This window comes from Nitrosomonas sp. (assembly GCF_019752415.1).
GTDB lineage: Bacteria > Pseudomonadota > Gammaproteobacteria > Burkholderiales > Nitrosomonadaceae > Nitrosomonas.
This window is the reverse complement of the sequence record NZ_JAIEME010000048.1, coordinates 1-26,604: the sequence shown is the minus strand read 5'-3', so window position 1 is coordinate 26,604 and position 26,604 is coordinate 1. Positions and strand designations below refer to the sequence as shown.

General features: G+C 43.8%; 21 protein-coding genes and 1 pseudogene. 10 read left to right on the top strand and 12 right to left on the bottom strand.

The genetic code is table 11. The features are described 5' to 3' along the window. On the bottom strand, positions 1-164 hold a 164-nt coding region (locus tag K2P83_RS08865), incomplete at its 3' end, for a methane monooxygenase/ammonia monooxygenase subunit C (protein ID WP_292928363.1). Positions 165-848: 684 nt separating this feature from the next. Between K2P83_RS08865 and K2P83_RS08860 the strand changes: the two genes are divergently transcribed. Next, complete coding sequence (locus K2P83_RS08860; protein WP_292928361.1) at positions 849-1,292, top strand: hypothetical protein; 444 nt, start codon at positions 849-851, stop codon at positions 1,290-1,292. A gap of 63 nt (positions 1,293-1,355) precedes the next feature. On the opposite strand, the gene K2P83_RS08855 is transcribed toward K2P83_RS08860, so the two are convergent. The 3 genes from K2P83_RS08855 to K2P83_RS08845 all read right to left on the bottom strand — a co-directional run bounded on the left by K2P83_RS08855 (position 1,356) and on the right by K2P83_RS08845 (position 5,226). After that, entirely contained in the window at positions 1,356-2,648 is a 1,293-nt protein-coding gene (locus K2P83_RS08855; RefSeq protein ID WP_292928359.1) for a cytochrome c, read from the bottom strand. Next, positions 2,645-3,364 carry a c-type cytochrome gene (locus K2P83_RS08850; RefSeq protein ID WP_292928357.1) on the bottom strand — a complete coding sequence of 240 codons (720 nt, stop codon included), beginning with the start codon at positions 3,362-3,364 and terminating at the stop codon, positions 2,645-2,647. Before K2P83_RS08850 ends, K2P83_RS08855 begins: the two co-directional genes overlap by 4 nt. Positions 3,365-3,666: 302 nt before the next feature. Further along, positions 3,667-5,226: an adenylyltransferase/cytidyltransferase family protein gene (locus tag K2P83_RS08845; RefSeq protein ID WP_292928355.1), complete on the bottom strand. Its 1,560-nt coding sequence runs from the start codon at positions 5,224-5,226 to the stop codon at positions 3,667-3,669. A gap of 141 nt (positions 5,227-5,367) precedes the next feature. Here K2P83_RS08845 and K2P83_RS08840 point away from each other — a divergent pair, with 141 nt between their 5' ends. Continuing rightward, positions 5,368-6,003 (top strand): hemolysin expression modulating protein, encoded by a 636-nt coding sequence (locus K2P83_RS08840; RefSeq protein WP_292928353.1) that lies wholly within the window; start codon positions 5,368-5,370, stop codon positions 6,001-6,003. 659 nt (positions 6,004-6,662) lie between these two features. Here the strand turns inward: K2P83_RS08840 and K2P83_RS08835 are convergent. The 4 genes from K2P83_RS08835 to K2P83_RS08820 form a co-directional block, all read right to left on the bottom strand. Continuing rightward, positions 6,663-9,044: a TonB-dependent siderophore receptor gene (locus K2P83_RS08835; RefSeq protein WP_292928351.1), complete on the bottom strand. Its 2,382-nt coding sequence runs from the start codon at positions 9,042-9,044 to the stop codon at positions 6,663-6,665. A gap of 297 nt (positions 9,045-9,341) precedes the next feature. Then, entirely contained in the window at positions 9,342-9,566 is a 225-nt protein-coding gene (locus K2P83_RS08830) for a (2Fe-2S)-binding protein (RefSeq protein WP_292928349.1), read from the bottom strand. 351 nt (positions 9,567-9,917) lie between these two features. Then, entirely contained in the window at positions 9,918-10,133 is a 216-nt protein-coding gene (locus tag K2P83_RS08825; protein ID WP_292928347.1) for a hypothetical protein, read from the bottom strand. A gap of 136 nt (positions 10,134-10,269) precedes the next feature. Next, positions 10,270-10,782 carry a DUF1993 domain-containing protein gene (locus K2P83_RS08820; RefSeq protein ID WP_292928345.1) on the bottom strand — a complete coding sequence of 171 codons (513 nt, stop codon included), beginning with the start codon at positions 10,780-10,782 and terminating at the stop codon, positions 10,270-10,272. A gap of 217 nt (positions 10,783-10,999) precedes the next feature. Between K2P83_RS08820 and K2P83_RS08815 the strand changes: the two genes are divergently transcribed. Together K2P83_RS08815 and K2P83_RS08810 are read left to right on the top strand one after the other, a co-directional pair. After that, positions 11,000-11,821: an ABC transporter permease subunit gene (locus tag K2P83_RS08815; protein ID WP_292928343.1), complete on the top strand. Its 822-nt coding sequence runs from the start codon at positions 11,000-11,002 to the stop codon at positions 11,819-11,821. Then, positions 11,728-12,738, top strand: a complete 1,011-nt coding sequence (locus tag K2P83_RS08810) for an ABC transporter ATP-binding protein (protein ID WP_292928341.1) — start codon at positions 11,728-11,730, stop codon at positions 12,736-12,738. The genes K2P83_RS08815 and K2P83_RS08810 overlap by 94 nt, the downstream gene beginning before the upstream one ends. Before the next feature lie 209 nt (positions 12,739-12,947). Here K2P83_RS08810 and K2P83_RS08805 read toward each other — a convergent pair whose 3' ends face one another. Genes K2P83_RS08805 through K2P83_RS08795 form a run of 3 tightly spaced genes read right to left on the bottom strand, consistent with a single transcriptional unit; the run spans position 12,948 to position 15,689 of the window. Continuing rightward, positions 12,948-14,696 (bottom strand): hypothetical protein, encoded by a 1,749-nt coding sequence (locus K2P83_RS08805; protein WP_292928339.1) that lies wholly within the window; start codon positions 14,694-14,696, stop codon positions 12,948-12,950. Positions 14,697-14,755: 59 nt separating this feature from the next. After that, the gene (locus K2P83_RS08800) at positions 14,756-15,034 is read right to left on the bottom strand and encodes a DUF4242 domain-containing protein (RefSeq protein ID WP_292928337.1); all 279 of its coding nucleotides are present in this window, start codon (positions 15,032-15,034) and stop codon (positions 14,756-14,758) included. A 58-nt stretch (positions 15,035-15,092) separates the two neighbouring features. After that, entirely contained in the window at positions 15,093-15,689 is a 597-nt protein-coding gene (locus tag K2P83_RS08795; RefSeq protein WP_292928335.1) for a TetR/AcrR family transcriptional regulator, read from the bottom strand. A 292-nt stretch (positions 15,690-15,981) separates the two neighbouring features. Between K2P83_RS08795 and K2P83_RS08790 the strand changes: the two genes are divergently transcribed. From K2P83_RS08790 to K2P83_RS08770, 5 genes are all read left to right on the top strand, one after another. Beyond that, positions 15,982-17,508: an Ig-like domain-containing protein gene (locus K2P83_RS08790; RefSeq protein WP_292928333.1), complete on the top strand. Its 1,527-nt coding sequence runs from the start codon at positions 15,982-15,984 to the stop codon at positions 17,506-17,508. Positions 17,509-17,723: 215 nt separating this feature from the next. Further along, positions 17,724-19,040 carry a GNAT family N-acetyltransferase gene (locus tag K2P83_RS08785; RefSeq protein ID WP_292928331.1) on the top strand — a complete coding sequence of 439 codons (1,317 nt, stop codon included), beginning with the start codon at positions 17,724-17,726 and terminating at the stop codon, positions 19,038-19,040. A 342-nt stretch (positions 19,041-19,382) separates the two neighbouring features. After that, complete coding sequence (locus K2P83_RS08780; protein ID WP_292928329.1) at positions 19,383-19,868, top strand: hypothetical protein; 486 nt, start codon at positions 19,383-19,385, stop codon at positions 19,866-19,868. A gap of 8 nt (positions 19,869-19,876) precedes the next feature. After that, positions 19,877-20,446 carry a hypothetical protein gene (locus K2P83_RS08775; protein ID WP_292928327.1) on the top strand — a complete coding sequence of 190 codons (570 nt, stop codon included), beginning with the start codon at positions 19,877-19,879 and terminating at the stop codon, positions 20,444-20,446. A 181-nt stretch (positions 20,447-20,627) separates the two neighbouring features. After that, a complete protein-coding gene (locus tag K2P83_RS08770) occupies positions 20,628-21,857 on the top strand; it encodes an EAL domain-containing protein (protein WP_292928325.1) in 1,230 nt (409 codons plus the stop codon). Positions 21,858-21,901: 44 nt separating this feature from the next. Here K2P83_RS08770 and K2P83_RS08765 read toward each other — a convergent pair whose 3' ends face one another. Next, complete coding sequence (locus tag K2P83_RS08765) at positions 21,902-25,651, bottom strand: ATP-binding protein (RefSeq protein WP_292928323.1); 3,750 nt, start codon at positions 25,649-25,651, stop codon at positions 21,902-21,904. A gap of 457 nt (positions 25,652-26,108) precedes the next feature. Between K2P83_RS08765 and K2P83_RS08760 the strand changes: the two are divergent. Next, positions 26,109-26,604 (top strand): annotated as a pseudogene (locus tag K2P83_RS08760) (hypothetical protein); the annotation flags it as partial.

Below are 26,604 nucleotides of genomic sequence, written 5' to 3'. Positions count from 1 at the left end.
TCCATGCCATGTGAATAAGCAAATGTCCTTTGATACCAGATCCAAAATATCGCTACCAATAACATGGTGAGCATTCCTATCTTGTAGTACTTAGAATCGTACCACAGCGACATGTCATAGTTAGCGCTCGAACTCGTGCTCGTTGTGCCATAAGTTGTTGCCATGTTTCTATCTCCTAACTGTTAATCAAAACTACTTCCCGTTCCTACTACTTCTTATCACTTTTAATACTAATTAATTAGTACTGCTCTAACAACCCGTTGAGAAACTATCTGCGTGCGTTGCAGCTTATCGTGCTAAAAACAAGCTAAAAAACTCATTTATCCTACATAAATGGCTTTTCCACCTATTCCTTCCTCGTATCGACTGCCTCGTATGCGCTTTTCAACAGCCTGATAAATTTCGGCAGCTAAATTACCCCTACTTCCTTCACTCAATTTAGCTACACCTCTCAGGCTAGTCGACCTTGGGGTTTAAAGTCAAGTCATTTGTCATAAAATCCCCTGCCTTCCCAATCAACTTCACAACCCTAAAATACACTTTCCCCTTTATTCACAAAGAGTAATTTGATAAATATCTCCCATAAATTTTTTATAAAATTTTTAGCTAGTACTTCCATATTTGACTCATCGTTAACTAGAAAAATCGATATCAGAATCCCTCTCACTCATCTAAAAATGAACCCAAAAAATCCATCTAATACTGATACTACTAAATTGTTGCTCTTGAAAAAGTATCAAACAACAGTTGTTCTGAAAAAACTACCCGAGAAAAACTGTTACCTACCAAAACGCACGGCCCGGTAGTGTAATTTCCATCAAGAAATCTGATAAATTTGCAGTTTTGCCATGAGAAAAAGAGACGAAAATGGCCAGCACCCATTGTTTCATATTCCAGTCGCAAGCAGCCATCAACAGATTGATGTGGTCGCCGATGGCGCCCTTCAGGTAATTTCTGGCGATTCGATAACCCGACTTCAGGTGACTGATAATGGGTTCAATCGCCGCACTCTTCCTGCGCTGTTTCCGCTTCTTGTCCTTTTAGTACCGGGTATTCTTCTTAATGGATGGAAAATGATTCCTCAAATTCTTGCCAGGGTATCGCTGATGCAAGCTTCAACAATGGATCATTTGGATCAAGTTGTATCAACAAATCTGTTCCAAACAAATTCGATTGATGAATCGTACTGCTATGTCTTAGCATTTTTAATCACCATTTCGACCAGAAAACACATGGATATTTTAACATTTCTGGTCGTTATGATTATGAGAAACAAGTTAATTTATAACTAATATCAAGTGCTTGAAGATATTCAGGGTCGACTACTTAGAAGCCACAATACAATTATTCTATTATTAGTCCCCTCCTTTACTTCGATCAACATCCACTGCTGTCACCAGCCTGCTACGATTTCCCCAAGCATTCCGTATATACGACACCACCAGAGCTACCTCTTCATCATGTAAAATCTGCTGGAATGGCGGCATTCCATAAGGTCTAGGATTTCCTGCTGTCGTGGGCGGATATCCGCCATTCAGCACGCTGCGAATAGTATTCAATGGCGAACTCATCAACACCCCTCGATTACCGGCCAGCGCCGGATAAATACCTGGGGCGCCCTCTCCATCGGCACCATGGCACGTTTGACAATGTTTTTCATACAGTTGTCCACCAAAATCCAGATGCCTCTGCAAGCTACCTGACATCACTGAGAAACGGACACCAGGCACTTTACCAGCTTCATCTTCCGTGAGCGCCTTTAGATAGATCGCCATGCCGTTAATATCATCCTGCGACAAATATTGAAGGCTTTGTCTTATGACGGTCGCCATAGGACCTGAAGCTACGGCACGCTTTGTTATACCAGTCGCCAACAGCTCAACGATTTCTTCGATTGACCAGCCACCAATACCTGCTTCCTGATATGAGGACAAAGAAGGCGCATTCCAATTCGTACCCATTATTTTCCCACCACTCAACGTATCATCTTGACTGGCTCCGAATACATTTCGGGTTGTATGGCAAGCATTACAATGACCTAAACCCTGCACGAGATAAGCGCCGCGATTCCAAGCATCGCTCTTGGATTGATCCGGTTTATAAACACCCTCTCTAAAATACATAATGCGCCAAATAGCTAACAATGGTTTGAAATTATAGGGAAAGAAAATATCGTTCGGTGGATTGGATTGTGAGACGGATGGTATAGATTGAAGATAAGCAAAAATCGCATTGGCATCTTGCCGCGTGACTTTGGTGTATTCGGTATAGGGAAAAGCAGGATACAGAAGTCTTCCATCACGTGACTTACCCTGATGGAGTGCTTGCCAAAAATCTTGTTGACTCCAAAGACCAATTCCTGTCTCTTTGTCAGAAGTAATATTGGGTGTAACGAAAATACCAAATGAAGTCGATAATCGGCGTCCGCCCGCAAACGGTTGACCACCCTTAGTCGTATGGCATCCCATGCAATTACCAACGCGCGCTAAATAGGCGCCATGCTGCACTTCGACAGAGCGGTCAGGTTCCTCAGCAATCGCGCACTTAGCTTGCGTTATCGAAAGAAATAATAACGATGCCATGCATGCCAAAAACAAGGCATTAAATTTACAATTACTTATATTATATTTTATAGCCAAATGCCTCATTCTTTACCCCCGGCTTCTGTGATGTTTTGGCTGCAACGATGCACTAATTCAGGTAAAAGCGTATTAAATGGCCTTGGTTCCCCTGAAACAGATTGATTTGCTAACCATTTCGCAACCGCATTCACTTCCACATCGGTCAACTGTTTAGCAATTTCAGACATACAGTCAGGCATTTGACCGCGCATGATGCCCCCATTTCGCCATCCACCTAGCTGCGCCGTAATATAAGCTCGAGACAGTCCTAGCAATCCCGGGATAGCAGGCTCTGTACCCATCAAATCATCTCCATGACAAGCGCTGCATGCTGGAATATTCCTCTTTGGATTTCCCATGCGAATAAGTTGTTCTGCCTGTTCGATTTCCTCGGGTTGCATGTGAATCTGCTCTGGTGCTGGATAGGGCAACTGTAGAGAAGAAAAATATTGGGCTATTTCATATAAGTATTCATCTGACATGTTTTCCAACAGAATAGCCATCGGCTGATAATAACGCCGACCATCCCTGAAATTGCGTAACTGATTAATGAGATATCCCTGTGGCTTACCCGCTATGCGAGGGTAATAGGCATCACGCCCCGCTTTATCTTCAGCGCCATGGCAAATGGTACAAGCCCTAACGCGTTCAGCCATCGTGTCCGGTACTTTAACAGGTGTGCCGCCATAAACGGGCGACACACAAGTCATACAAAAAAATGCCAACAAAATAAAACGCATCATTTAGGATTTCCTTCTTATATAGGCAATCAAATTAATGGAGAATGATTAGCGCATCTCTGTCATTACTTTAATCAATATCTTGAAAAACTTTGCACTGACTCAGTCCGGCAATATCAGAGCGCTCAATAATGTCATTGAACGACCTGTAATTCTTATGAAAGGCAAGCGATTCAGATTAGATCTGGCTATGCCAGGTAAAAATGAAACCAAGCAAACAATAGTCTTTGTCATTCGGTTAATTTATCTGATTATAGAAACTTTCCGTGAATGATCGACACATCTACTTATCGGATACATCGCACCTACTTATTCGTTATGACCGTCTCTTTACTTCCTGCACCTTCCAGAATACGCATGACAAGATCGGATGTCGAAATACCGGATGTATACGTCAGTTCTTGAATCATTTCTGCCGGTAATGACTCGCACAGTTTGTGTTTTTCTAAGCGCTCCTGCTCAGACGCACACGCGAAGGTATAAATGTCGAAACCATTCTGTTGCATATATTCTCTGGTGACGCTCACCGGTGTATCCGTCATTACTGCATCTACGTATTTGCAAGCAGCAACGACAGCAGCACGCTCCGCTTGTTTCATGACAGGAAGTTTTCCTTTATTTTCCACAACACGTTCATCGGAAACCACGCACACCGTCAAATGTGTGCCCAATGCGTGCGCTCCTTGTAAAAAATTCACGTGGCCCTCGTGAAACAAATCGGCTACCATCCGTGTATACACGCGCCGTTGCGGCTGATTTCGCGGCCAAACGGGAATATCCCGGTTTAACCGCATCATGGCGCGCTCCATCCACTGCCGGCTGCGCAATGCGAGCACGTCATCAGGATCTTTCAAAGCGATCTGATGCGCATAACACCAGGCTTTAGCCAAATCCCCCGATAGCCAGCGCTGCACAAGCCGGTGATACGCATAACAACGCACCAGCAGGGTAAAGTTTTCCAGATTGCGTGCGGATATCACGGTATCCCAGTTGGGATTCGGCGTGCGCCAATCGCCATAAAATGCCGTCAGGATTCTTTCCGGCTGTCGCGGAAACCACACCTGGCCGTATTCTGAACTACGCTGGATCAAATCAAACTTGGGAAAAACGGACACCCGCTGATAGTCATCCGGATAACCAGGCAATGAGAAACCGCCGACTATCTGCTTCCCTCTCGCTTGCAAACCGCAGACATCCAACGTGATTCCCAGTTCCGAATGTACGTAATCACGGTAATTGGCATAGTCAATCCGCATCGGAGATCGTGCCCATCCGGCTTGTTCCAGTGCGGCACAGCAAGCACCCCAGGATTCCATTCGCACGGCGATGTCGAGATCTTTATCAAAATCCAGTAAACATCCGTTACGAACCAGCCCCAGTAAAGTACCCGCAAAAGGAAATGCCGGAATATCCAGCTTGGCTAATTCCGCGCAAGTCGTCCACAGCAACTCCTCGGCCTTTCCGGAGGCAAATAAATTCTCATCGGATTGCGATATCTTCACTTGTTCTTTTTGCGGCGGGACTTTTCCTGACTTTGCCAGCGCCATTAAGTGATTCAGCGCATAGGTAAAATGTGCATACGCTCCGGATAAATCTAATAAAATGAAACTCGCCGTACCCATTATTTGTGCCCACTGGGCCTTGTGAAAATCACTTTGCACATGCGCATAAATTTTTCCTGCGTAAACCAGAACATCGGCTGTACGGTTAGTGCGCATTGCCAGTGAACACCATAACCTCGCAACGTCCTGCGACAGCGGAAATTCGCTTTTTAATGGACCGAGAATCCCATTCGCATCATTTAGCTTGCCCGCAGTGATTAGATCCTTGGCTTTCAATAACAACTCATCCAGTTTATCGGTCATGATTGTGCATGTATTGGTTAATTCAACGAATAAGTCTTGTATTTTACCTATTTTTTAATATAATAGGAATCATTCTCATTATTATTCACTCTATTAATGAGAAGATAAGCAAGCTCAAAAAATTTATTTTGGAGGTAAAGCATGTCATTTAATAAAATACCACGCACTCACGGCTCAGGTGTTGTCATAATCGATGGCGAAGAAATCCCAGGATTGGGCTCCGGTTCAGTCGGTTCTAATGATTTTCTCTTCATCGGTTCTGATGGAGATGATTTTGATTTGATCGGCGGTTCCGGTCACGATGAACTCGAAGGCGAAGACGGTAATGATATTATCGCTGGTGGAAATGGTAATGATAAATTGGAAGGCGATGCTGGAGACGATGATCTTGATGGTCAGGATGGCACTGACATACTGGAGGGTGGTGCCGGTAATGATATATTAAGAGCGGGCTTCGGGCATGACGTACTAACTGGAGATGGAGATGCAGATCGTGCTGCTGGAGATGCAGGTCATGATACTTTTGGCTTTTATGCATCAGGAAATTTTCATGTAACCGACTTTAAAATTGATGAAGGTGACCGTTTATTCTTTGATTCAGAAACACTTGGGATCCATCATCTCGATGAGCTCTTATCGTTTATAACTGATATAGATGATAAAGGTGACGAGGGTTTTACTGTTGAATTCGTTGGAGGTGCCGCAACCATTGAGCTTGTTGGAGTCAATGTAAATTCGATTACAGCGGATATGATTGTATTCGATCTCCCGGTTTAAATGTTATTTACTTCCAGCCTTGGCTGGAAGTAAATAATTCAACTCAAATTCTGATCCCGCAAAACTCCAAATTTCCTATTCATTCAACCACGGCAAATTTGTTCTAACCCCAGAAACTAAGAAATTCGGCATTTTCGGATAACATTAAAATTATATGCTATTGATTTTAATAAGTTTCATTAGAATCTATTAGTGATTTTTCGGTGCTAACCGGAAGTCAACGTAACTTTATGTTTCTGAAAGCATTAGTAATCAGAACAAATTAACCCTGTTCATTCAACCGATCATCTTACTTACACTGATATACTCATTTGCAATAGGTCTTCTTTGCCAAAATGTGGGATTGCCTGGTGGTGTTTGATAGAAGTGTTGGTTCTTTATTATTAATCAAAGCACGAAAGTACAAAGGATTAACCCCACGAATAATGTTCAACAGAATGTTATCAAGCACTCTGCAGCAAGTTGAAGAGTATTAACTGCGCTTCTGTCGACTGGTTTTCAACCACAATCGGCCCCAAGAGACAGAGAATTTATTGGCCCGGGCCATAAAAAGATTTATTAGAATCTCCGTATTCCGGCCTTTTCTGCTATGAAAAATCGAACTGTTTAATGGCTGACTCTATAGTGAAGAAAGCATAGTGACTGGCTGAATTAACCAACTAGAAATTAGCTATCAAGGTAGCTCTTACTGCAATAGGTGAACCAGGAGCAATATTGTTATCGTTGTTCGCAGACGCAAAGTACTTCGTATTAAATAAATTTTCAATATTTAACTGACCGCGAAAACTCTTTGTAAATTGCGCAAATAATGCCGCATCCACTCGCGTAAAATCAGGCAAGATGACTGTATTTGTTAATGAAGTAAACATGTTATCTCGATGTATCACACCAAATGCTGCGCCCAAACGCGGTGTAAAATCATAGCGACTCCATACTGAAAATGTATGACGGGGAAGTTCTGCAACCTTTGTTCCCTTTTTAGCAATATCCTTTATATCACTGGTTATTTCTCCAACTTGATAAGCGTACCCACCCATTACATTCCAATTTGAAGTCAGTTGACCAGCAAGACTTACTTCAACACCCTCAGTACGCTGCCCTTTGGATAAAAAAGTTTGTCCTGCAACAACACTATTGATGACATTAGTTCGATCCAACTGATACACAGCACCCGTCAAAGCTAAATCAGGGCGTATATCCCATTTGATTCCGGCTTCCAATGTTGTAAATTTCTCTGGCTTTAGCACAGCGGTTGTAACAGTTATAGAAGAGAGCTGATCGCCCGCACGAGGAACATAAGCCTGACTATAGCTTGCATAAAAAGAAACCGGTTCAATGGGTTTATAAATTAAACCAAACCGAGGCGCAATCAAATCATCGTTGGTTTTTAAATGATCCTTTGGGCCATTCTTTTGTTGGAAATCAACCTCGAACATATCATAACGCACCCCAACAATGGCCTGAAGCTGAGGTATAAATTGAATCTGGTCTTGAATATATAGCGATGTAACATTGACGAGACTGCGATTGTATGCATCTACACTACCAATCGTATCTCTAGTCGAGAAGGTTATCGGTATATTTGTAATTGAATTACTTAAAGAAACAAATGAATTCCCATGAAAATCGCCTGTTTGACGTTTATTATGAGTTTCCTGCCGAGCGATTTCTATACCTGCCATTAATGTATGAGAAACAGATCCCGTATTTAAGGAATAGAGTAAGTTTGTTTGATTAAATACATTTTCACGGTCTGTAGCATTATTGTAGGCACCCAATTGCACTCCTAGACCTGGAGAAAAAGGCAAATTAGCAAATATGTTCTGATAAAACTTATCATAAGTTGCGTAATTCGTCCGGTTTTGCAACGTAAAACCAGAATCGAATTTATGTTCAATAAATGAATTAAACGACAACACATTAATATTTGCGTTATTTCGTCTCGGATCTCCAAAAAATTGTGATCGAGAAACATCTACAGGGCGACCATTAAACGAAGGTATCCCGCGATCAGCCGTGCGATCATCATGATACCGCTCCATGTTCGCGATTATCCTAGTCCGATGCGTCGGTTTAAGGGTTACTGTTGGGGAGATCCCCAGGCGCTCCATACTGACGCCATCACGAAAACTGCCAGCATCCTCGTACACCGCATTTAAACGAACTGCAGCGACATCATTAATCACATGCCCGACATCAGCCGTCATCCTTTTTTGATTAAAAGATCCGCCTTGGAAACTAAACTCTCGCACTGGATCCCAATTGGCTTGCTTGGTAACACGATTAACGACACCACCTGAGCCGCCACGGCCAAAAATCATCCCATTAGCACCTTTCAGCACCTCAACACGCTCAATATTATAAAGATCGCGGTAGTATTCGACGTCATCACGGATACCATCAGTAAAGAAATCACCGGTCGAACGATTACCACGAAACACGAGAGCATCTCGATTACCTTCACCCTGCGAGACGCCAACCCCGGGCACATAACGGACTGCATCGGCAATACTTCGGATTGACTGATCCTTAATCAATTCATTGGTTATAACCGAAATGGATTGCGGCACATCACGCAACAGAGTATTGGTTTTCGTTGCTGTAGTGGTACTGACGGCTGCATATCGATTGGTATTGCTAGCAGTAATCTGTATTGAAGGTAATGTCGTGACGATAGGATCTACTGAGGATGCCGGCACTTCCGTCAGTGTATAGCTATCATCCTGTTTCATCACTTGCAAACCAGAGCCAATGAGCAATTGATCCAGAGCCGATTTAATATCAAAATCACCGCTTAATCCGAACGTTACTTTTCCCTGTAATTTCACAGGATCAATAGCAAGTTTTATCCCCGCCTGTTGCGAGAACTGAATCAAAGCTTCGTATAAGAAACCAGCAGGAATATTGAAGGTGCGTAGCGCAGGTTTGGCGCTATTTAATGCTTCCGCGAAAGTTGGTTTAGGCAGAAGAACAACTGTCAGATTCAGACTGATCAATACTGCAAAAAAATAAAAACTTCTGGCAAAACCATGGATAATCATATTATTAGGGCGTAATTATTTTTGCTATTTTTACCGAACCCTGAAATAAAGGTAACTGTTATTTCAACATAATAAATAAGAAGGAAAAGGATCCGATGGTGAAGATAGGCCTCAAAGGCAATTTGGATTAAGTTCGTCGAATAATTACACCGGTTACTCTGTTTGCAGCCAGCTATAATATCCTTGAACTCGTACAACAGAAACATACTAGTGCTTTCTAGCGAACCATACTTTATTGCAGCGCACAAAGTCAGCGGCGGTCGTCAATAAAAAAACCATACCTCTTGCGTCTCCTTTTCAAACTGCAGTTCCACACATACACGTTGACTGGGGAATAAAATCCTGCAATTGGGATTTTTGTACCAACGTCTGATCCAATACCTGTTTAGCATGACATGCACATATACCGCACTGCTCAGCAACTCCCAGAGAAGCCTTCAAGTCTCTCATTCGATCGGCCCCCTGATAGATCGCTTCGCGTAATGCGCTTTCTGTTATTCCCCTGCATACACATACATACATATTAAATACCTTGAGATCTGTATTCGAAATAAATTGATTGTTTATAAGACAAAAACCAAAGAATTATTACTAATGAGAATGATTCGTAATTATACAAGAATCTTTGTAAAAAGCAAACTCACATTCAACTCTAAACAAAATTTATAGCACCCGAAATACAGTTATTGCACCATGCTGCAACCAGGACCGTCGTCACTGAATAAGTATTAAATAACAGTTGTTCTGGAAAAACTTCCCGAGAAAAACTGTTACCTACCAAAACGCATGGCCCGGTAGTTTAAATTTCCATCAAGAAATCCGATAAATTCGCAGCTTTTGCCATGAGAAAAAGAGCCAAAAAATTGCCAACAGTCATTGCTTCAAATTCCAGGCGTAAGTAGCCATCAGCCGGATCGACTTACTCGGCACACCTGCCGTTGTGGTGTAATGGGTAGAAAATGATTCTTCAAATTCTTGCCAGGGTATCGCTGATGCAAGCTTCAGCAATGGATCATTCGGATCAAGTTTCATCAACAAATCTGCTCCAAAGAAATTCGGTTGTTGAGTCGTACTGCTATGTCGTAGCATTTTTAATCACCATTTCGACCAGAAAACACATGGATATTTTAATATTTCTGGTCGTTATGATCACTGAGAATCAGTGCATTTATAAATAATACCAATTGCTTGCAGATATTACATGGCTGACTAGTTACAACAGAATCTAAAAACTACCCATAAAATCACCTTTGCCGACCTCCAGACCATTGTGGCGCAAAACCGCATAGGCGGTGGTAACGTGGAAGAAGAATTGCGGCAGCCCGTAGTTGGTCAGATAATTGTGGCCAACTAGCTTTTTCTCTTTCGGTGTGCCTGGGCGTAACACGATTTCGCGCGTTTCGCTGCCTTCAAATTGCGCGGGTGTCAGGCTTTCGATAAACGACAAAGTCTTGCTGATTCGTGCCTGCAAATCAGCGAAGGTCTGTTCGTTATCTTCATACACCGGTACTTCAACACCTGCCAGCCGCGCCGAGACACTCTTGGCGAAATCGGCGGCAACTTGCACTTGGCGGATCAACGGAAACATATCCGGATATAGTCGGGCGTTCAGCAATACTGCCGGTTCAAATTTTTTCTCGGCAGCGTAGGCTTCGGCCTTGATCAAAATGGCGCTTAAGCTGTTCAGTAGCTGTTTGAAAACGGGTACGGATGTTTTGTACATATAGGGAGTAGTCATAGATTTTCCTCGTTTAATTGATGATTGTGACTGTCAGATAGTGGAATTAAGTATCTCATGAATGAACGTGGATTAGTGCGGACAAACACGTATCTATTGTCAAGACGGGTATAGTACTCGTTCTAGGAAAGTGCTTCGCTTCGGTAAATTTACGGCTGACAGGCGTAATACAGGTAAAATGTTCTAAATTACCCAAAAAGCAAATTCCAGTAAAACAATGCAACCCGGTTTCTTCAATCATCTTCTACTCTTCAGTGCGTTTGAACTCAAGAGAGGTTTTGCGACCCGAAAAGGCATACTGTCTTTAGTGACCTTTGCGGTCATTTGGTATTTCATTCTGCTTTATCCGCTTCGATTTGCCGCTGAGCTGTTGGTGCAGGAAAAGGGATTACAGGCAGAATTCAGTATTTTTGAGTTGATTGGCTTTGGCGCAATCCAGCATTGGCCCATTCCTGAATTCGGCGTATTTTGGCATTTTGCGCTGATGATCTTCCCGATGTTAAGCATCATGCTTGCAGCCGATCAAACCTGTTCCGATCGTGAGCGCGGCACGTTACGTTTTATTGTCATACGCAGCAGCCGCGACGGTGTATTCTTTGGCCGGTTTGTAGGCGCAATGATGATTCAGGCACTTTGGATCAGTGGCGCCCTATTCAGCACCCTCGCACTGACCCTGACCCGTGATGCGTCGCTTCTTCCTTTTGCACTACCGGATCTACTCATCTTAAACGTGAATTTAATCTTAGTCGTTTTACCCTTTACAGCCATGATGGCCGCTTTATCCGCCCAGGTTAAATCTGCCCGGCAAGCGACCCTCTGGGCTATTCTGATCTGGATGTTTTTGGCTGGAATTATCGGCAGCTTAGCTTATTATCTCCCCGTACTGGCTTTTCTAAAATACCTGATCCCCGGCTATCAATTATCTGATTTGGCGCAACTGTCCGGATGGCAAACGCTGTCATTGGCTTATATTCCACTCATGCAAAGCCTGATCTTGTTAATCTTGGGGCGCTGGATAATGGCAAGGCAAGCCCTGTGAATTCGCCTATTATTCAATGCCAGCAGCTTAGCCACGCTTATTCCGGCAAAGCCGCACTCACCAATGTCAGTTTTGAACTGAATGCGGGCGAGCCTATCGGTTTGGTAGGTCCGAATGGCGCCGGAAAAACCACCTTGCTGAGTATCCTGTCTGGTTTTCTACACCCTGCTTCCGGCACTGTCCGAGTGTTTGGTCACCCGCCCGGTGCAGTACAACTCATTGGCAAAGTCTCGGCACTACCCCAGGATGCCCGGTTAGATCCGAGCTTTACGCTGACAGAACAACTGGTCCTTTATGCGCGGCTACAGGGATTCACTCACCAACAAGCAAACCTGGAAGCCAGCCGGGTGTTAGAGATTTTTGCATTTAAAGACGCCGCACATGAAAAACCTCTGGCACTCAGTCATGGCATGGCAAAACGGATAGCCATCGCGCAAGCGCTGATCGGCAATCCGGCGCTGATCTTACTCGATGAACCCACTGCAGGACTTGATCCAGTGAATGTCCGGACCGTGCGATCAATCATTGCAGAACTATCGTCCGCGACAACCTTTATCATCAGTTCTCACGATTTGGCCGAACTTGACCGGTTGTGTCAGCAAATTTTGCTGCTGGAAAATGGCATTTTGCAGACTGAGAAAGTAAGCGCTAACCAGCAACAGACTGCTTCCCGATTCATTACCCTGCAAATGGAAAATTGTCCGGCAACGGAGGTAATTGCCAAATTCATCGTTTTAGAAGGTGTCTTGCAAGTCACTAACCCGCAAAAAAATGAATTTATCGTGGAATACAACCCTGACCTGCAACCCGGCATGGATCTGCAACTCATGCAGTGTATTCAAACCAATCACTGGCAATACCGGCAGTTAAGCCACGGCAAGACGTTGGAAGAAAAGCTTTTCTCAAGAAATTCATAGCATTTCTAGTGAATTCGCACTAACCGGATATTGCATGAATTGCACAAGCCCTCACTTGTCTCTTGATTCCACAAGGAATTTATCTCAATCAGGTGTATGACTAACTACACCGCTTCTTCGAAAAATCCCTTTTGAAACCAATATCACGCGTGATCATCGTGCGAATTCATGCAATATCCGGGCGAAGATCCTTGTTCACAGCGCTTTACTCAGCGTCCAAAACGGGAAGCGCTCAATTTCACGTCGGCACGCGCCCAGGCTTGTTCAAACCGCGCTGCAATGACCCTTGCCTGATCATCCTTCTTCTGCGCACGCAAAGCCTGCTGCAATCCGTAAAGCGCCCATCCGTTGTTACGATTCCGTCGCAGGTCCTCCCAATACACTGTTTCCGCTTCGTCTGCCCGCCCTGATTTCAGCAGAATAGCACCCAATGCCAGCCGTGGCGGCAAATGAAATTCTAACGGTTCTGTATACACCAGCGCATCTTCCAGACGAACCGCTTTCTCAAGGTGTGTAATGGCCTGATCGAACTGTCCACGCGCAGCAGCAATCTCACCCGCGAGTACTTCCGGTGCAGCACTCAGTACCGTTTTTGTGGTGTTTTTCGAAAGAAGAGGACCATCCAGCAATGGATCAGCCATGATCTTGCGTAGCGATTCCAGCTCTTGCCCGGCTTGTTGCAATTGTTCTGTTGCGACCAATGCGAGGCCGCGTACATAGTGCCAGCTTCCCGTCAGAAATAGATTGGTCGATGGCGGTGCGGGTTCAGCTAGAATTTCCTGCCAATGGCCAAATCTTGCAAGCACCCAATAAGGGGTTACGCGGAAAACTGCTGTCAATGGTATTGCCTTCAACACTTCATCGCTAATCTTACTGGCAACTTCGCGTGCGGATTGGATGGCAATCTTGCTTTGACCATCCACGGTCGCTGCGAACCAAAGAAAATGAATATTGTGCGGGTAGTACACCATCGGATATAGCCCTTGCGCGTGACACTGCGTGATGTAATCTTCATCAGCGGCGATTGCCAGCTGGTTGCTCTTCATAGAATCGGCGTAACGGCCTACACGCTGATAAATATGCGATGCCATGTGTATCATGTGCCCCGCCGTTGGCATCAGTGTCAAGAGTGTATCGGCTGCTTGCTCTGCGCGCTCGGGTGTACTGGTTGGCTCTATCAGGTGAATGTACATATGCAGCGCCCCCGGATGTTTCGGATTGCGCCGCAACACTTCCTCGGTGAGCGCGACGATTTCGGCTGTTCCCTCATACGGCTGACCATCAAGCATCCAATAACCCCAAGGCCGGAGATCCATCATGGACTCCACATACAGCATCGCAATATCCGGATCATCCGGGAAACGCTGATGCGCTTCCCGCATTGCCTCTGCGTAAGCCTTATTATTCGCCTCTCGTTGCTCAGCCTGCCCGGAATAGCGCTTTTCGAGCGCGCTGATAAGCGCTTGCTCCTTCGGTGATGCATTATTCATCAATGATCTGGCCTGCTGCACGATCTCCAAAGCCTGTGGCTCTTCGTTTGGTTCCATCATCGCATTGATGTTGGGACCCAGCACGAGTGCTTGCCCCCAATAAGCCATTGCAAGTTCTGGGTCCAACCGCGCCGCCTCGCGGAACGAGTGGCGTGCCTCGGCATGGTTGAACGCGTAAGCAAGATTGAGCCCCTGGTTGATGTACTGCTGTGCTAACGGGTTGCGGGTACTGACGGGGAATGTGTGCGTACCTAAATTATGCACCCTGGGTGCAAGCTGGCCATCCGCGCCTGGCTTATTCGCCATCCCGGATTCCGCATAATGCTTATGGCCACTGCCATGCCCGGTGGAAGCCTGCTGTTTTTGGGTTGCTGTTATTGCTTCTGACTCGGCATACGATTCGTGGGTACTCGCGACAACCAAAGTCAGAACTAAAATCGTGGAACGGATGGTAGTATAGGATTGCATGATTTTTACCTCCCTCTATAACATAACAGTACTCAATTTTCGTAACCGAGAGAAATGCTCTAATTCTGCTCGGCAGTGGTTGGATCAATCACAGATTTGATTCGAGAAACACGCTGAGCGGGAAATCCGCCTTGTTCGGCATGCGCTCTGATAGTCGCTTCGTCGGGTGCAATGTAGATGCAATAGACTTTGTCATCCGTCACGTAACTTTCCAGCCATTGGATTCTTGGACCCATATGGTTCAACACATTGCACGATTTCTGAGAGATGGCTTGTAAATCTTGCGGTGTCAGCAAACCTGCTCCTGGAATTTCACGTTCTATCATATACTTCGGCATTTCACCTCCTTTAGAATTAAATAAATATGACCAGTCGTATTTCTATCAAGTAAAAAAATTAAGGTCTGAAATAATCGTCCAATAAATTCTGACAACACTGTTTAACCGGAGCGGTTGATTTTTCTATCTTCATCCGCAGTAAAGCGCCTTGCCAGGTATTTATGAGCAGATCAGCCATCTCTTCTGCTGATTTATCTTGTCGCACTGTTCCTTGTTGCTGCGCCTTCGCTATTCCAAGTTGCAATAGATCCCTGTAGCGATTGACCGCAGATTGCAGCGATTTCTGACAAACTTCGCTGGTGTCGCCGATTTCCCCCATCAGATTGCCTAAGAGGCAACCCCCTTTAAACGCATTCTTTTCAAGTTCTATAATGAGTTCATCAAAATAACATTTGATTGCACCGAGAGTATCTGTACCCGAGTTATCCAAGTAACTTGCCAATTGTGCAATAAACGGATCAATGTAGTACTGAATGACATCGGCGCCAAAGTCCTCTTTGCTACCAAAATAATTATAAAAAGAACCCTTCGGAACATTGACTGCATCCAGAATTTCCTGCAATCCAGTGCCATGATAACCTTGCCCCATGAATAAAGTAACACCTTGGTTTAACAGGCTCTCTCTATTGAATTCTTTTTTGGCTGATTTTGACATATTTTTATAATACGACCGGTTGTCTTAAATATCAAGATATTTTATGAGTGCAGCACAAATAATTCCGAAATCTCCCGCTGTTTCAGACTTCAAATCCTTTACACAGAGTTACCGGATAATAAAGCGGGAATAATAGCTCTTCTTCTGACTTAGAAGTACTAGAAATTCTGATACCTTTTACGCAGACAGCTAATCCATCATTCTCATCGAGAATGAATATTTATCTTTTCAGGTATGTGTTTTTTTATATCGACTAAAGATTATTGTTATAAAGATTAAGGAGATCAATAATATGAGCATAGTAACAAAGAGTAATCAGGAATCCGGTGAAAGAATTGGCGTTGGGAATATAATCAATTCAACTTATCAAACCGACAACACAACACCAATACTTGTTGATGCTTATGCATGGGATGGCCAATTTTTCTCGAGTTACAGACTCACAAAAGACGTCATTAAAATTGATGATGATCTTGTATTGTACTTTGATGAAGCGGTGGTAGCGGGTAGCGGTAATATTGTCATCTCTAATGGTTCGGATACACGTACTATCGCTATCAATGATGCCAATCAGGTTATGTTAAACGAGAAGTATGGTGCGGTAACGATCAACCCGACAACGAACTTGATTCCTAACACCCAGTACCATGTAACGATGGCCAGTGGCGTTGTTATGGATGCAGCAGGAAACCCATTTCCTGGTATCACCGATCAAACCACACTCAATTACATGACCATCGCTTCCAATCCGCTACTGATTTGGAACTCATGGGGCAGCTCCACCGCGCTATTTGGCCCTCAGGAGTTCAAAATTGATGACACTTTTGAACTATACTTTGATGAAGAGGTGGTACCGGGTAGCGGTAATATTATCATTTCTAATGGTTCGGATACGCTTACTATCGCTATCAATGATGCCAGTCAAGTTACCTATGCCGATGATTCGCATCGCGTGGTAAGCATCGATCCGCTAGAAGGGCTGATTCCTAATACCACGTACAGTGTTCAGATCGCCAATGGCGTCATCAGGGATACAGACGGCAATTCCTATGCAGGTACCAGCAATGCTACTCCACTTAACTACACCCCCATCGCCTCTAATCCACTCCTGGTATGGAGCAATCCACAAGATGATTCAACCTTAAAGATTGATGACAACATCACATTATATTTTGATGAAGAAGTAGCAGTTGGTAGCGGTGATATTGTCATCTTCAACGATTCCAACGATTCGGATACACGCACTGTAGCCATTAATGACACGAATCAGGTTACGTTTAGTAACAGTAAAACTGGCAATACCGTTACTATCAATCCGACAGCAGATTTGATCCCTAACACCACCTATAGTATCCAGATGGACAGTCAAGTTATTACAGATGCATCGGGCAACACGTATGCAGGCAGTGATACTCTCAACTTCACAACCTTGGGCTCTAAACCACTCCTGATAGGAAGCGATCCATCGGACGAATCGCCCATCGGGATTGATCACAATATTTCTTTAACTTTTGATAAAGAAATAGTTGCGGGCAATGGTAGTATTATTATCTCCAGCGAGTCCGACACACTTAGCATAAGCATTAGTGACTCCAGTCAAGTCACCTATGCCGATGATTCACTTCGCACGATAAGCATCAATCCGCTAGAAGATTTGACTTCAAATACCACGTACAGTGTCCAAATAGACAGTGGTGTCATTATGGATACGGAAGGGAACCCTTATGATGGGATTCACGATGAAACTACATTAAATTTCACTACAGAAGATCATATTAGTGGCCCTACATTCGAAGATTTAATATGGATCAATATTTAAATTACTTAAATTATAAATTGATAGGCTTCTGAAAGATTCTATGCTGTACGTATCCCATAAAACAATCAACGAAATTAACTGTTACGCTTGCTCCTGATTAATCTAGTTTTTTTATAGAAGTAATTCAATTGAATGCAAATTCCGAATACTACTGATACAAATAGTTTGTATATTAAGATTCTCACTACGGCTTAAATTAGTAACACTAAATAGAAGTGGAGATAACAAAGCCTATCACTGGCATTACATTGTCTGCCCTGTTACAAGCTGCTGTTCAATGCCAACAAGCAGGAAAGCTTCAAGAAGCAGAGAAGCATTGCCTGCAGGTTTGCACTCTCTTTCCCAATCTTCCAGATGCTTTTCATTTGCTTGCCATTATCTATGCACAAACAGGGCATTATCAGGCAGCAAATGATAATTTTTCAAAAGCGATTGACATTCATCCAACACGTGCTGATTTTTATAGCAACTATGGCAATGCACTATGGAAACAAGATCGTATTGAAGAAGCAATTTATTATTGCCAGCAATCACTGGCACTCGATGCGAGTCGTGCTGAAACGCATAATATCCTGGGCAATATTCTTTTATCGCAAAATCGATTGGAAGAAGCAGTCACCAGTTTTCGCACAGCACTTGAGATTCATCCAACTTACGTTCATGCATTGAACAATCTGGGAAATACGCTGCAAAAACTCAATCAGGCAGAAGATGCTGTCAATTGTTATCGCCAGGCACTCAAATTACAAGCAAACTATCCTGAGGCGCACAATAATCTCGGGCAAGCACTCAAAAGCTTAGGTAGGCTTGATGAAGCGATAAGCCATTTTCGTAGCGCAATTAAACTCCGTCCTGATTTTCATAAAGCAGCGCAGAATTACTTGGAGATTGATCCGGCTTGGATTAAACCATTGGATGGAGAGAAACTCACGCTTCGCCGATACAGCGAAGCCGATGCTGAGTATCTACATCAATGTTATAAAAATAACACGTTCATGACACAGTATAATCACTATATCCCTCGTCATCAGCGTATTGAAGATTTGGCAATAAAGTTGCGCGAAACAAATGCGAAACACCCCTGCCAATTGAAATCGGTCGATTGGATTATTATCAAGAAAGCGACCGGACAACCTATCGGTATTGCTAATCTTGTCGAAATCCAATTCCATCATCGGCGTGCTGAGTTTCTGATTGGCTTTGCAAATCCTGAAAACCATAATAAAAGTTATGGTTTAGAGGCAACATTGCTGGTTCTCGATTATGCTTTCAATCGAGTTGGCTTAAATAAACTGATCACTGTCGTATACAGCGATAACGCCTTCGCGCAGAAAAATAGCTTGGCACTGGGATTTGTTCAAGAAAGCTATCTACGTGAGCAGATTATGGAACCGAGCGGCAATAAATTTTTGGATCTTTATGGCAATGGAATGACACTGAATGATTTTCGTAACAACAAGCGAATACTAAAATTATCACGGCGCTTGCTGGGATTTGACATCACTCGTCCGCAATGCTTGGAAGATAACTAATCGACTATGTAGCAAGGCTATTTTGCGGGTATGCACAGTCCAACACCGCACTAATTTACCAAAAGACTGCGAGATTTATTTCCAATAATTTGTTCTAGCTCAGATCAAGTTGTTCAACCTGGCAGTATCCCCTTACGAGACCGTTTCTTTTTTGGTAGACTCACCAATAATGATAGTCGCCCCTGGCGAATTAAACGACGAGATTGGATCTCTAAGCTAGAACCAATAACCCCTAATTAACCAAATAAAATTCATGCATTGGGAAGTCAATTGAAGGAATCGATAGAATCAAACTCGACTGCTCTCCTCTCTCAAATACTGATATTCATTAAAAGACACCGAATGGCTAAACATTCAATATTTTTCAAGCTTATTTGCGCTGGAACATTGCTGGCAGTACTCCTGGTTTCACAAAGCGCCAGCGCGGATCAGTCTCAGTCGAATGCAAATCCCTGCATTCATCAATCCAGCAAGAGCGAAAGCACTTGTCACGAGAATCAATCCAAGTGGATTGAACTACCGGATGAAGCAATCAAGAAACTAAAAATTGACGCCGGGTTCGGCTGGGGTATTTTTAGTGGCACTATCTACAATGGCAATGAAAGTTACCATGTAACGCAATTGATTGTCAGCATGGTACCTATCCACGGGCATCATCACATGGATATGCACGTAAGCATGTCACACGACCCTAAAATACATCAAATTAATCAGGATCTAGCCCCTTTATCGAAAGGCGCTCTCTCCATGCCAATACCCAATGAAGATGTTCATATCCATGATTTTAAGTGGGAAATCATTAAGGTCATGGGGTATCAAACGCACTAACCCATACCATGCAGCAATCACTTAAAAATATCAGAAATATACTTATTTACACCTTTGTGGTTGCACTGGTTTCAGTGGCGTATTTTATTTATGCCTACGCAGTGCACCAAATTCCGGAAGAACGTGAAACTTTTCTGACAGAGATGGGGGAAGGCTTCGGAAAAATTGGCTTGGCGATGCTGGTATTTATATATTTTCGTACCCTATTGAAACTACTGCTGGGACAAGGAAAATTGGCGCAGCGCTTGCTTCCGGACTATATCCCTCCAATCGATTCATCCCATATGAATCGCCTGTTAACCTGGATGAACCGCACGCACATTTATTTCGGCATCGCGGCCATTGCTGTCATCCTGTTGCATATCTCGCTAATGGGATTTTCCCGTTACAGTCATATTCTTTTCTTTCCAGCTTTATTGGCGCTGGTTATCTGGCAGGGACTTTTCGGCCTATTTTTAACTTGGCGCTACACACCCGACGAACTCAAGAAATTTTCTCACTTAGTGCATGCACAGTTTATCACCGGCATTGCCATCGGAGTTTTTGCTTTTTTTGGGCACCTACTGATTGATGACTAAATTCACACTACCTGCTCAGTCATACTTCTGCCATCTCATCGAGGCTGCTAGCGAATCCTGCTTACATGCCGGAATCCAGCTATCACTATCATCATAGTTGAAACACAGTGTATGATTCATAGCATTATGAATCATATAATTTTCATTATCCCTACCCTAATATTCAAAGAAAAGGCAAGTCATGCAGAGCGCCTCAGATATTAAGATACTCATCCTTGATGACGACACCTTTATGCTCAAGCTTCTGACACGGATGCTCGCTAAGCAAGGCTATACCGCTGTCAGTACTTGCGACAATGGACAAGATGCACTCAAAAGAATCGACCATCCCGATACCTGCCCGGATTTAATTCTGCTTGATCTGAATATGCCGGATATGGATGGAATTGAGTTTGTACGTTACTTGGTTGACCGGAACTATCATGGCAATCTCGTATTGGTTAGCGGTGAAGATGAGCGCATGCTAAAAACCGCGGAGAAGCTGGTTCATGCGCATAAAATTCAGATGCTTGGCTATCTGCATAAGCCAGTGAATCCAGAAAAGCTATCTGAACTATTGCAGAATTGGGAACCCTATTCCCCAGCCAAACCATCCGATAAGAAAATCTATGGTGCCGCAGAGATCCAATCTGCTATTTCCAATCATGAATTAGTGAATTACTACCAGCCTAAAGTATCCGTGGCAACCGGTGACGTAATCGGCGTAGAAACACTGGTACGCTGGCACCATCCGCAAGATGGTCTGATACTACCGGACCGATTTATCTATACTGCAGAACAACATAATCTGATCAATGACTTGACAGGCCTGGTTCTGAAGCAGGCCCTGGCTCAGGCGAAAATATGGCATCAGAGTGGACAGATACTACGTGTAGCGATTAATGTTTCAATGGATAATCTGGCATCATTGGATTTTCAGGATCTCGTGGTAAAACTGGTTACCGAGAATGGCCTGCCGCCCCAAAAAATCACACTCGAAGTCACGGAGAGCCAATTAATGGGATCTGATACACGAATCCCATTGGAGATTCTGACTCGGTTACGTCTCAAACGTTTTCATTTATCGATTGATGATTTTGGTACCGGGCATTCATCAATGGCCCAATTACGCGACATTCCTTTTAGTGAACTCAAGATTGATCAGGGGTTTGTTCATCGCGCCTGGATGGATGATACGCTGCGTGCCATCTATGACGCTAGTTTATCGATGGCCAAACAATTGGGTATGGAAGTCGTGGCAGAAGGGGTTGAAGATCGTAACGACTGGGAACTATTGCGGCAAACAGGTTGTGATTATGCGCAAGGAAATTTTGTTTCGGTTCCATTACTGCCCGCCGATTTTTCACGTTGGGTGGAAGAATGGCAAGCCAGAGTAAACGATGGCTTAATAACCTCTCCGGCATCATCTTAACGCCTTAGCTTTATCTCAGAACAATCTAATATTCAGAGTTTCCTTCACTCTTTCGCATACAAAGTATCCAGATAGTTTTTTACGTTCACTAATTGAGCGTCAAATAACGGCAGTAATACAGCCAACACTTCCGTATCATTTTTTTTACCCGCTTGTTCCATGTCTGCGCACAATTCACCCAGTGCAAGCGCACCGATAGAACGTGCTGATGATTTGAGCTTATGCGCGAGTAAACCGACCACTGCGAATTGACCTGTCCGATAAGCCGAATGCAGTTCTGTAGCTGTTTTTTCCGCACTGGTGCGAAAATCCAACAGCATCTCTTCAATCATTTCCGGGTCATTGCCTATTAATTCTTCAAGAACATGAACATTAACCGGAGCAACATCTGATCCCGCACCATTCATTGGTACAGATAACTGAGAAGCTAATTTTCGCTCTTCTGCCGGTTTACCGTTAGACAGATATTTTTCCAAGGTCAAGCGTAAATCTTCAAGCTGTACTGGCTTGCTCAAATAATCATCCATCCCGGCATTCAAACAGTGCTCTCTTTCACCTTTCAGCGCGTTTGCAGTCAACGCGACAATGGGAATATGTTTCTTGCTTGTTTCCTCGGAACGAATCGCTTTGGTCAACTCGAAACCATCCATTTCTGGCATATGCAAGTCTGTCAGTAGCAGAGCGTAATTACAGTCTTGCAAACGCTTCAATGCTTCACGCCCATCGTTTGCGATATCACCCGCATAACCGAGTAGATTAAGCTGTTGTCGAATCACTTTCTGATTGATATCGTTATCTTCCGCCACCAATATCAGTTTGCCTTGCCGTAGCGCTTCATCGCGAGAAACAGGCACAAGTCCTGACTTGAGCAAATTGTCTGATGGCCCACTTTCCATGCCTACTTCTGCTCTTCCAGCAGCAATAGACATTGCCCGAAGTAGGGATTGACGATACATTACATCACCATCCAGTGTGACGATATCGATATCCTCAGTCCGTGCTTGCCGGCGGCGGCCACGCTTGATAACGATAAATCGCGGCTCAATATCAGGCTGCAGTGCATCAGAATCAGTCTTTAAGGTACTCTTTAGCACACTTGAGCGAGCAGCAAATGCAGCACGCAATTCCTCTATAGAGGGTGTCTGTTGCTCAGCATCAATGACAACGAGCCAAAGACCAGGCGCTAAACTCTGAATACGTTGACGGACGGTATTTAGGTCGGATACTTGTTCAACAATCGCTCCGGCACTTCTTAAATAGATAGCCAGATCATCACTCATACCATTGTCGTCACCCAATATCAGGCAAGTCAAGCCGCTGAGATCATTGATCTTGCTGTCCGTGACAGATATCGCGGGCAACGGCTTAAATGGCATTTGTATCATAAATGTGGAACCCTGTTGAGGTTCGCTTTGTACCGTTATTTCTGCATCCATCAATTCCGCCAGATGATGAGAAATCGCCAATCCAAGTCCAGTCCCTCCAAAGCGTCGCGTCGTTGAAGGATCACCTTGCGAGAAGGATTTAAAGAGCTTGTTCTGCGTCTCTTTATCCATACCGATGCCATTATCGGTTATCTGAAATGCAATCACTACTTGATCAGGATTCGATTCAGTCAGTAATACTCTCACTGAAACCTTACCTGATTTCTCTTGTTTACTGGAAAACTTGATCGCGTTATTGATAATATTAACCAGTACCTGACGAAGTCGTAATGGGTCACCCATTACATTCTCTGGAATTGCAGGATCAATAAACAAAGTCAATTCCACTCCCTTTGTGAGCGCCAGATGTGCCAACATGCCGCAAGCATTCTCCACAACACTGGCCAAACGCATAGGAATCTTTTCTATTTCCAGCTTACCTGCTTCAATTTTAGAAAAATCAAGAATGTCTTCAATGATGGAAAGCAAAGCATAAGCAGAATCCCGTATCAAATTAGCCATCTCCATTTGATAGCCGCTCAAACTGGTTTGCCGCAACACATCGATCATGCCAATCACGCCATTCATGGGCGTGCGAATCTCGTGACTCATGGCGGCAAGGAAAGAAGATTTGGCCCGGCTTGCCTGTTCAGCATCAATTCTGGCTTGCTTTAAATCCTTCATCATGCGGACATGCTCACGAATATCACGCATTACACCGGTAAAATGCCGCTTTCCTCCAACAAAATATTCGCTGACTGCCAAATATAACTCAATACGTTCGCCATCCTTTCTAATGCCTTCCACTTCACGGCCAAGACCAATACTATGGCTATGCGAACCCGGCAAATAAGGACGACCGACATATTCCTGACCATGCCCGGTACGACAATAATTTTCCATATAACTGTCATGTTTACTACGATCCGGTTCGGGCACTATGATCGATACATTCTGCTCGATCATTTCATCATGACTATAGCCAAATAGTTTCTCCATCACCGGATTGGCGGAAAGAATCACGCCCCTTTCATCGGTAGTCACCACGCAATCCACCATGTGCTCAACGACAGAGCGCATTTCTTCTTCTTTAATGGCCAAAGACACATTTGCGCGTTGTAGATCGGCAGTGCGCGTTGCTACTTTATTTTCCAGTTCTTGATTGAGTTGCAGCAGATTTTCTTCTGCTTTGTTGCGTTCCTGATCACTGGCATTCAGTCGCTCCATCATAACGTTGAAGGTATTTGCCAATTGCCTCATCTCATCCCAGCCTTCAATCGCAACGCGTTGATGTAAATTACCTGCCGAGATTTCCAAAGCGCTTCGATTCAAATGCTTTAAAGGATCGACAACACGACGATTAAATAGAACAGCGCCGAAAAGAGCGACAAGTAATGTCAGAGCCAGGATGATTAAGCCTACATAATGCAGTTTGTACACAGAGGCAAACGCTTCATCGGCATCAATATGCACCACGATGCCCCATTTCATGAGCGGTAAGTAGCGCCATGCGGCAACAACTTCCTTGCCACGATAATCTAAAGTCAGTGCGGCACCGGAATCACCATTTAGAGCTTTCTGCATGGATTCACCGGAAGGTGTAACGAGCGGAATCCTGCGCTTTAATGAGGCATCAGGATCGTACTTTAACGGAGCCATTACTAGGGCAGAGTGGTCATCTTCAAGGCGTGCCACAACCGTTTCGCCACTCTCGCTCAGTCCAACATTATTCGCTATTACTTCGAAGACACGTTCACTAAAGATTTGCAGGGCTAATACACCTCTGATCTCTCCATTTATTATTACTGGAGTTGCAACGAATGCAGCAATTGCACCCTTCGATGGCGCGTAACGTTCAAAATCAGAGATACTGCTTTTTAAATTATCCAGTGCATAGCGAGTGACTTTACCGAGACCCGTATCACGATAAGGGCCTGTGAGTAAATTAGTTGCAAAATCAGATTCATGCGCTTGCGTGTAGACGATATCGCCTTTAGTAGAAATCAGAAAAATATCGTAATATTTCGCTTCCTGAACAAAGCGTTTGAAATTTTCACGATAACTGGCATCCAACCGATGATAATCATCAGATTCCACCCCGCTTTGCTCATAAATTCTGGAAAATTCCAGGATGGCTTCGTGCGTTGTGCTGGAATCACGGACCAAGCTGGAATCAAGAAAGCGTTCTTTCAAATAGCTATCAATTTGCTCAATCTTTTTATCGGCAATCGCAGAAACATTTCGAATAGCCGAGTTTTTAATTTCCTTTTCAAAGGTATGCAGCAGACTATTGCCGATGACCAATATTGGCAATAAGGAAACCAATGTAAACCAAACAGCAAAACGCTGTGTCAGTGAAGTAAATTTCATCAGTATCTCCTTGCAATAACTGCAACTGAGTTTGTTAACGTATTAGCTTCTACCACGCCTGCCCTACAACCAATTCGTTTAGAGATCAGGTTGAAGGCTCCATTTTTGTAAAAGCTATTTTGTTTAGTGTAACGGCTCTGGATTATTAACAGTTCTACTTATACTTTTCACTATATTAATCCTATCGAACATTGTGCCGTTGATACAGCCACAATCATTTCATGCAACACATGAAAGGCAGTCAAGATAGCCTTTTAAATTATGAGCCTAATCTGATTTGTTAAAAATAGCGACAGTAATATTGCAGCAAGGGGAAAAAAGTGTATTTTTTCCTGGAAAAGGTGTTGTTCAAAATAGTTTTATGAGAACATGCGAAGGAAAGGTAAATTCTGCCCAACGCCATTAATACTTGGCTATTAAAAATTCTGAGAATCTCAAATTAATGATATATCAGTTCATGGAAGTTACACTTACGAACATCAATCAATATTCTACGCGCATAGCGCCTTGTCTTACACGACCCAACCGTTTTCAGTCCTTTCTCACAGGGGTCTTACTGCTGTCCTTTTTCAATCAACCTGCATTTGCTGCCGTAATCGGTAAAGTAGTGCAGCCCTTTGCAAGCTATACCTTTACTGCTGATGACAATATGTTGCGTATACGGGATAGATTAGATCCTGTGCCGCTGTTCGGCACGAATAATCTTTTCGATATGTCCCATCGTTTTACCGGCGGCCTCCTATTTGAGAAAGAAATCAGCCGGCAACGATTGACTGCCGATTTGAACTGGACCCACACCACCTTCGAAAAATTTAATCAGATGGATAACAATTTAAAAAATTTGAACGGTAACTGGAACTGGTTTTTAGGAAACCGATTGGAAGGTAATATGGGAGCAAGCTATGTGCAATCACTGGCACCGTTCTTGTTTCAGCCGGGCACTAAAAATATAC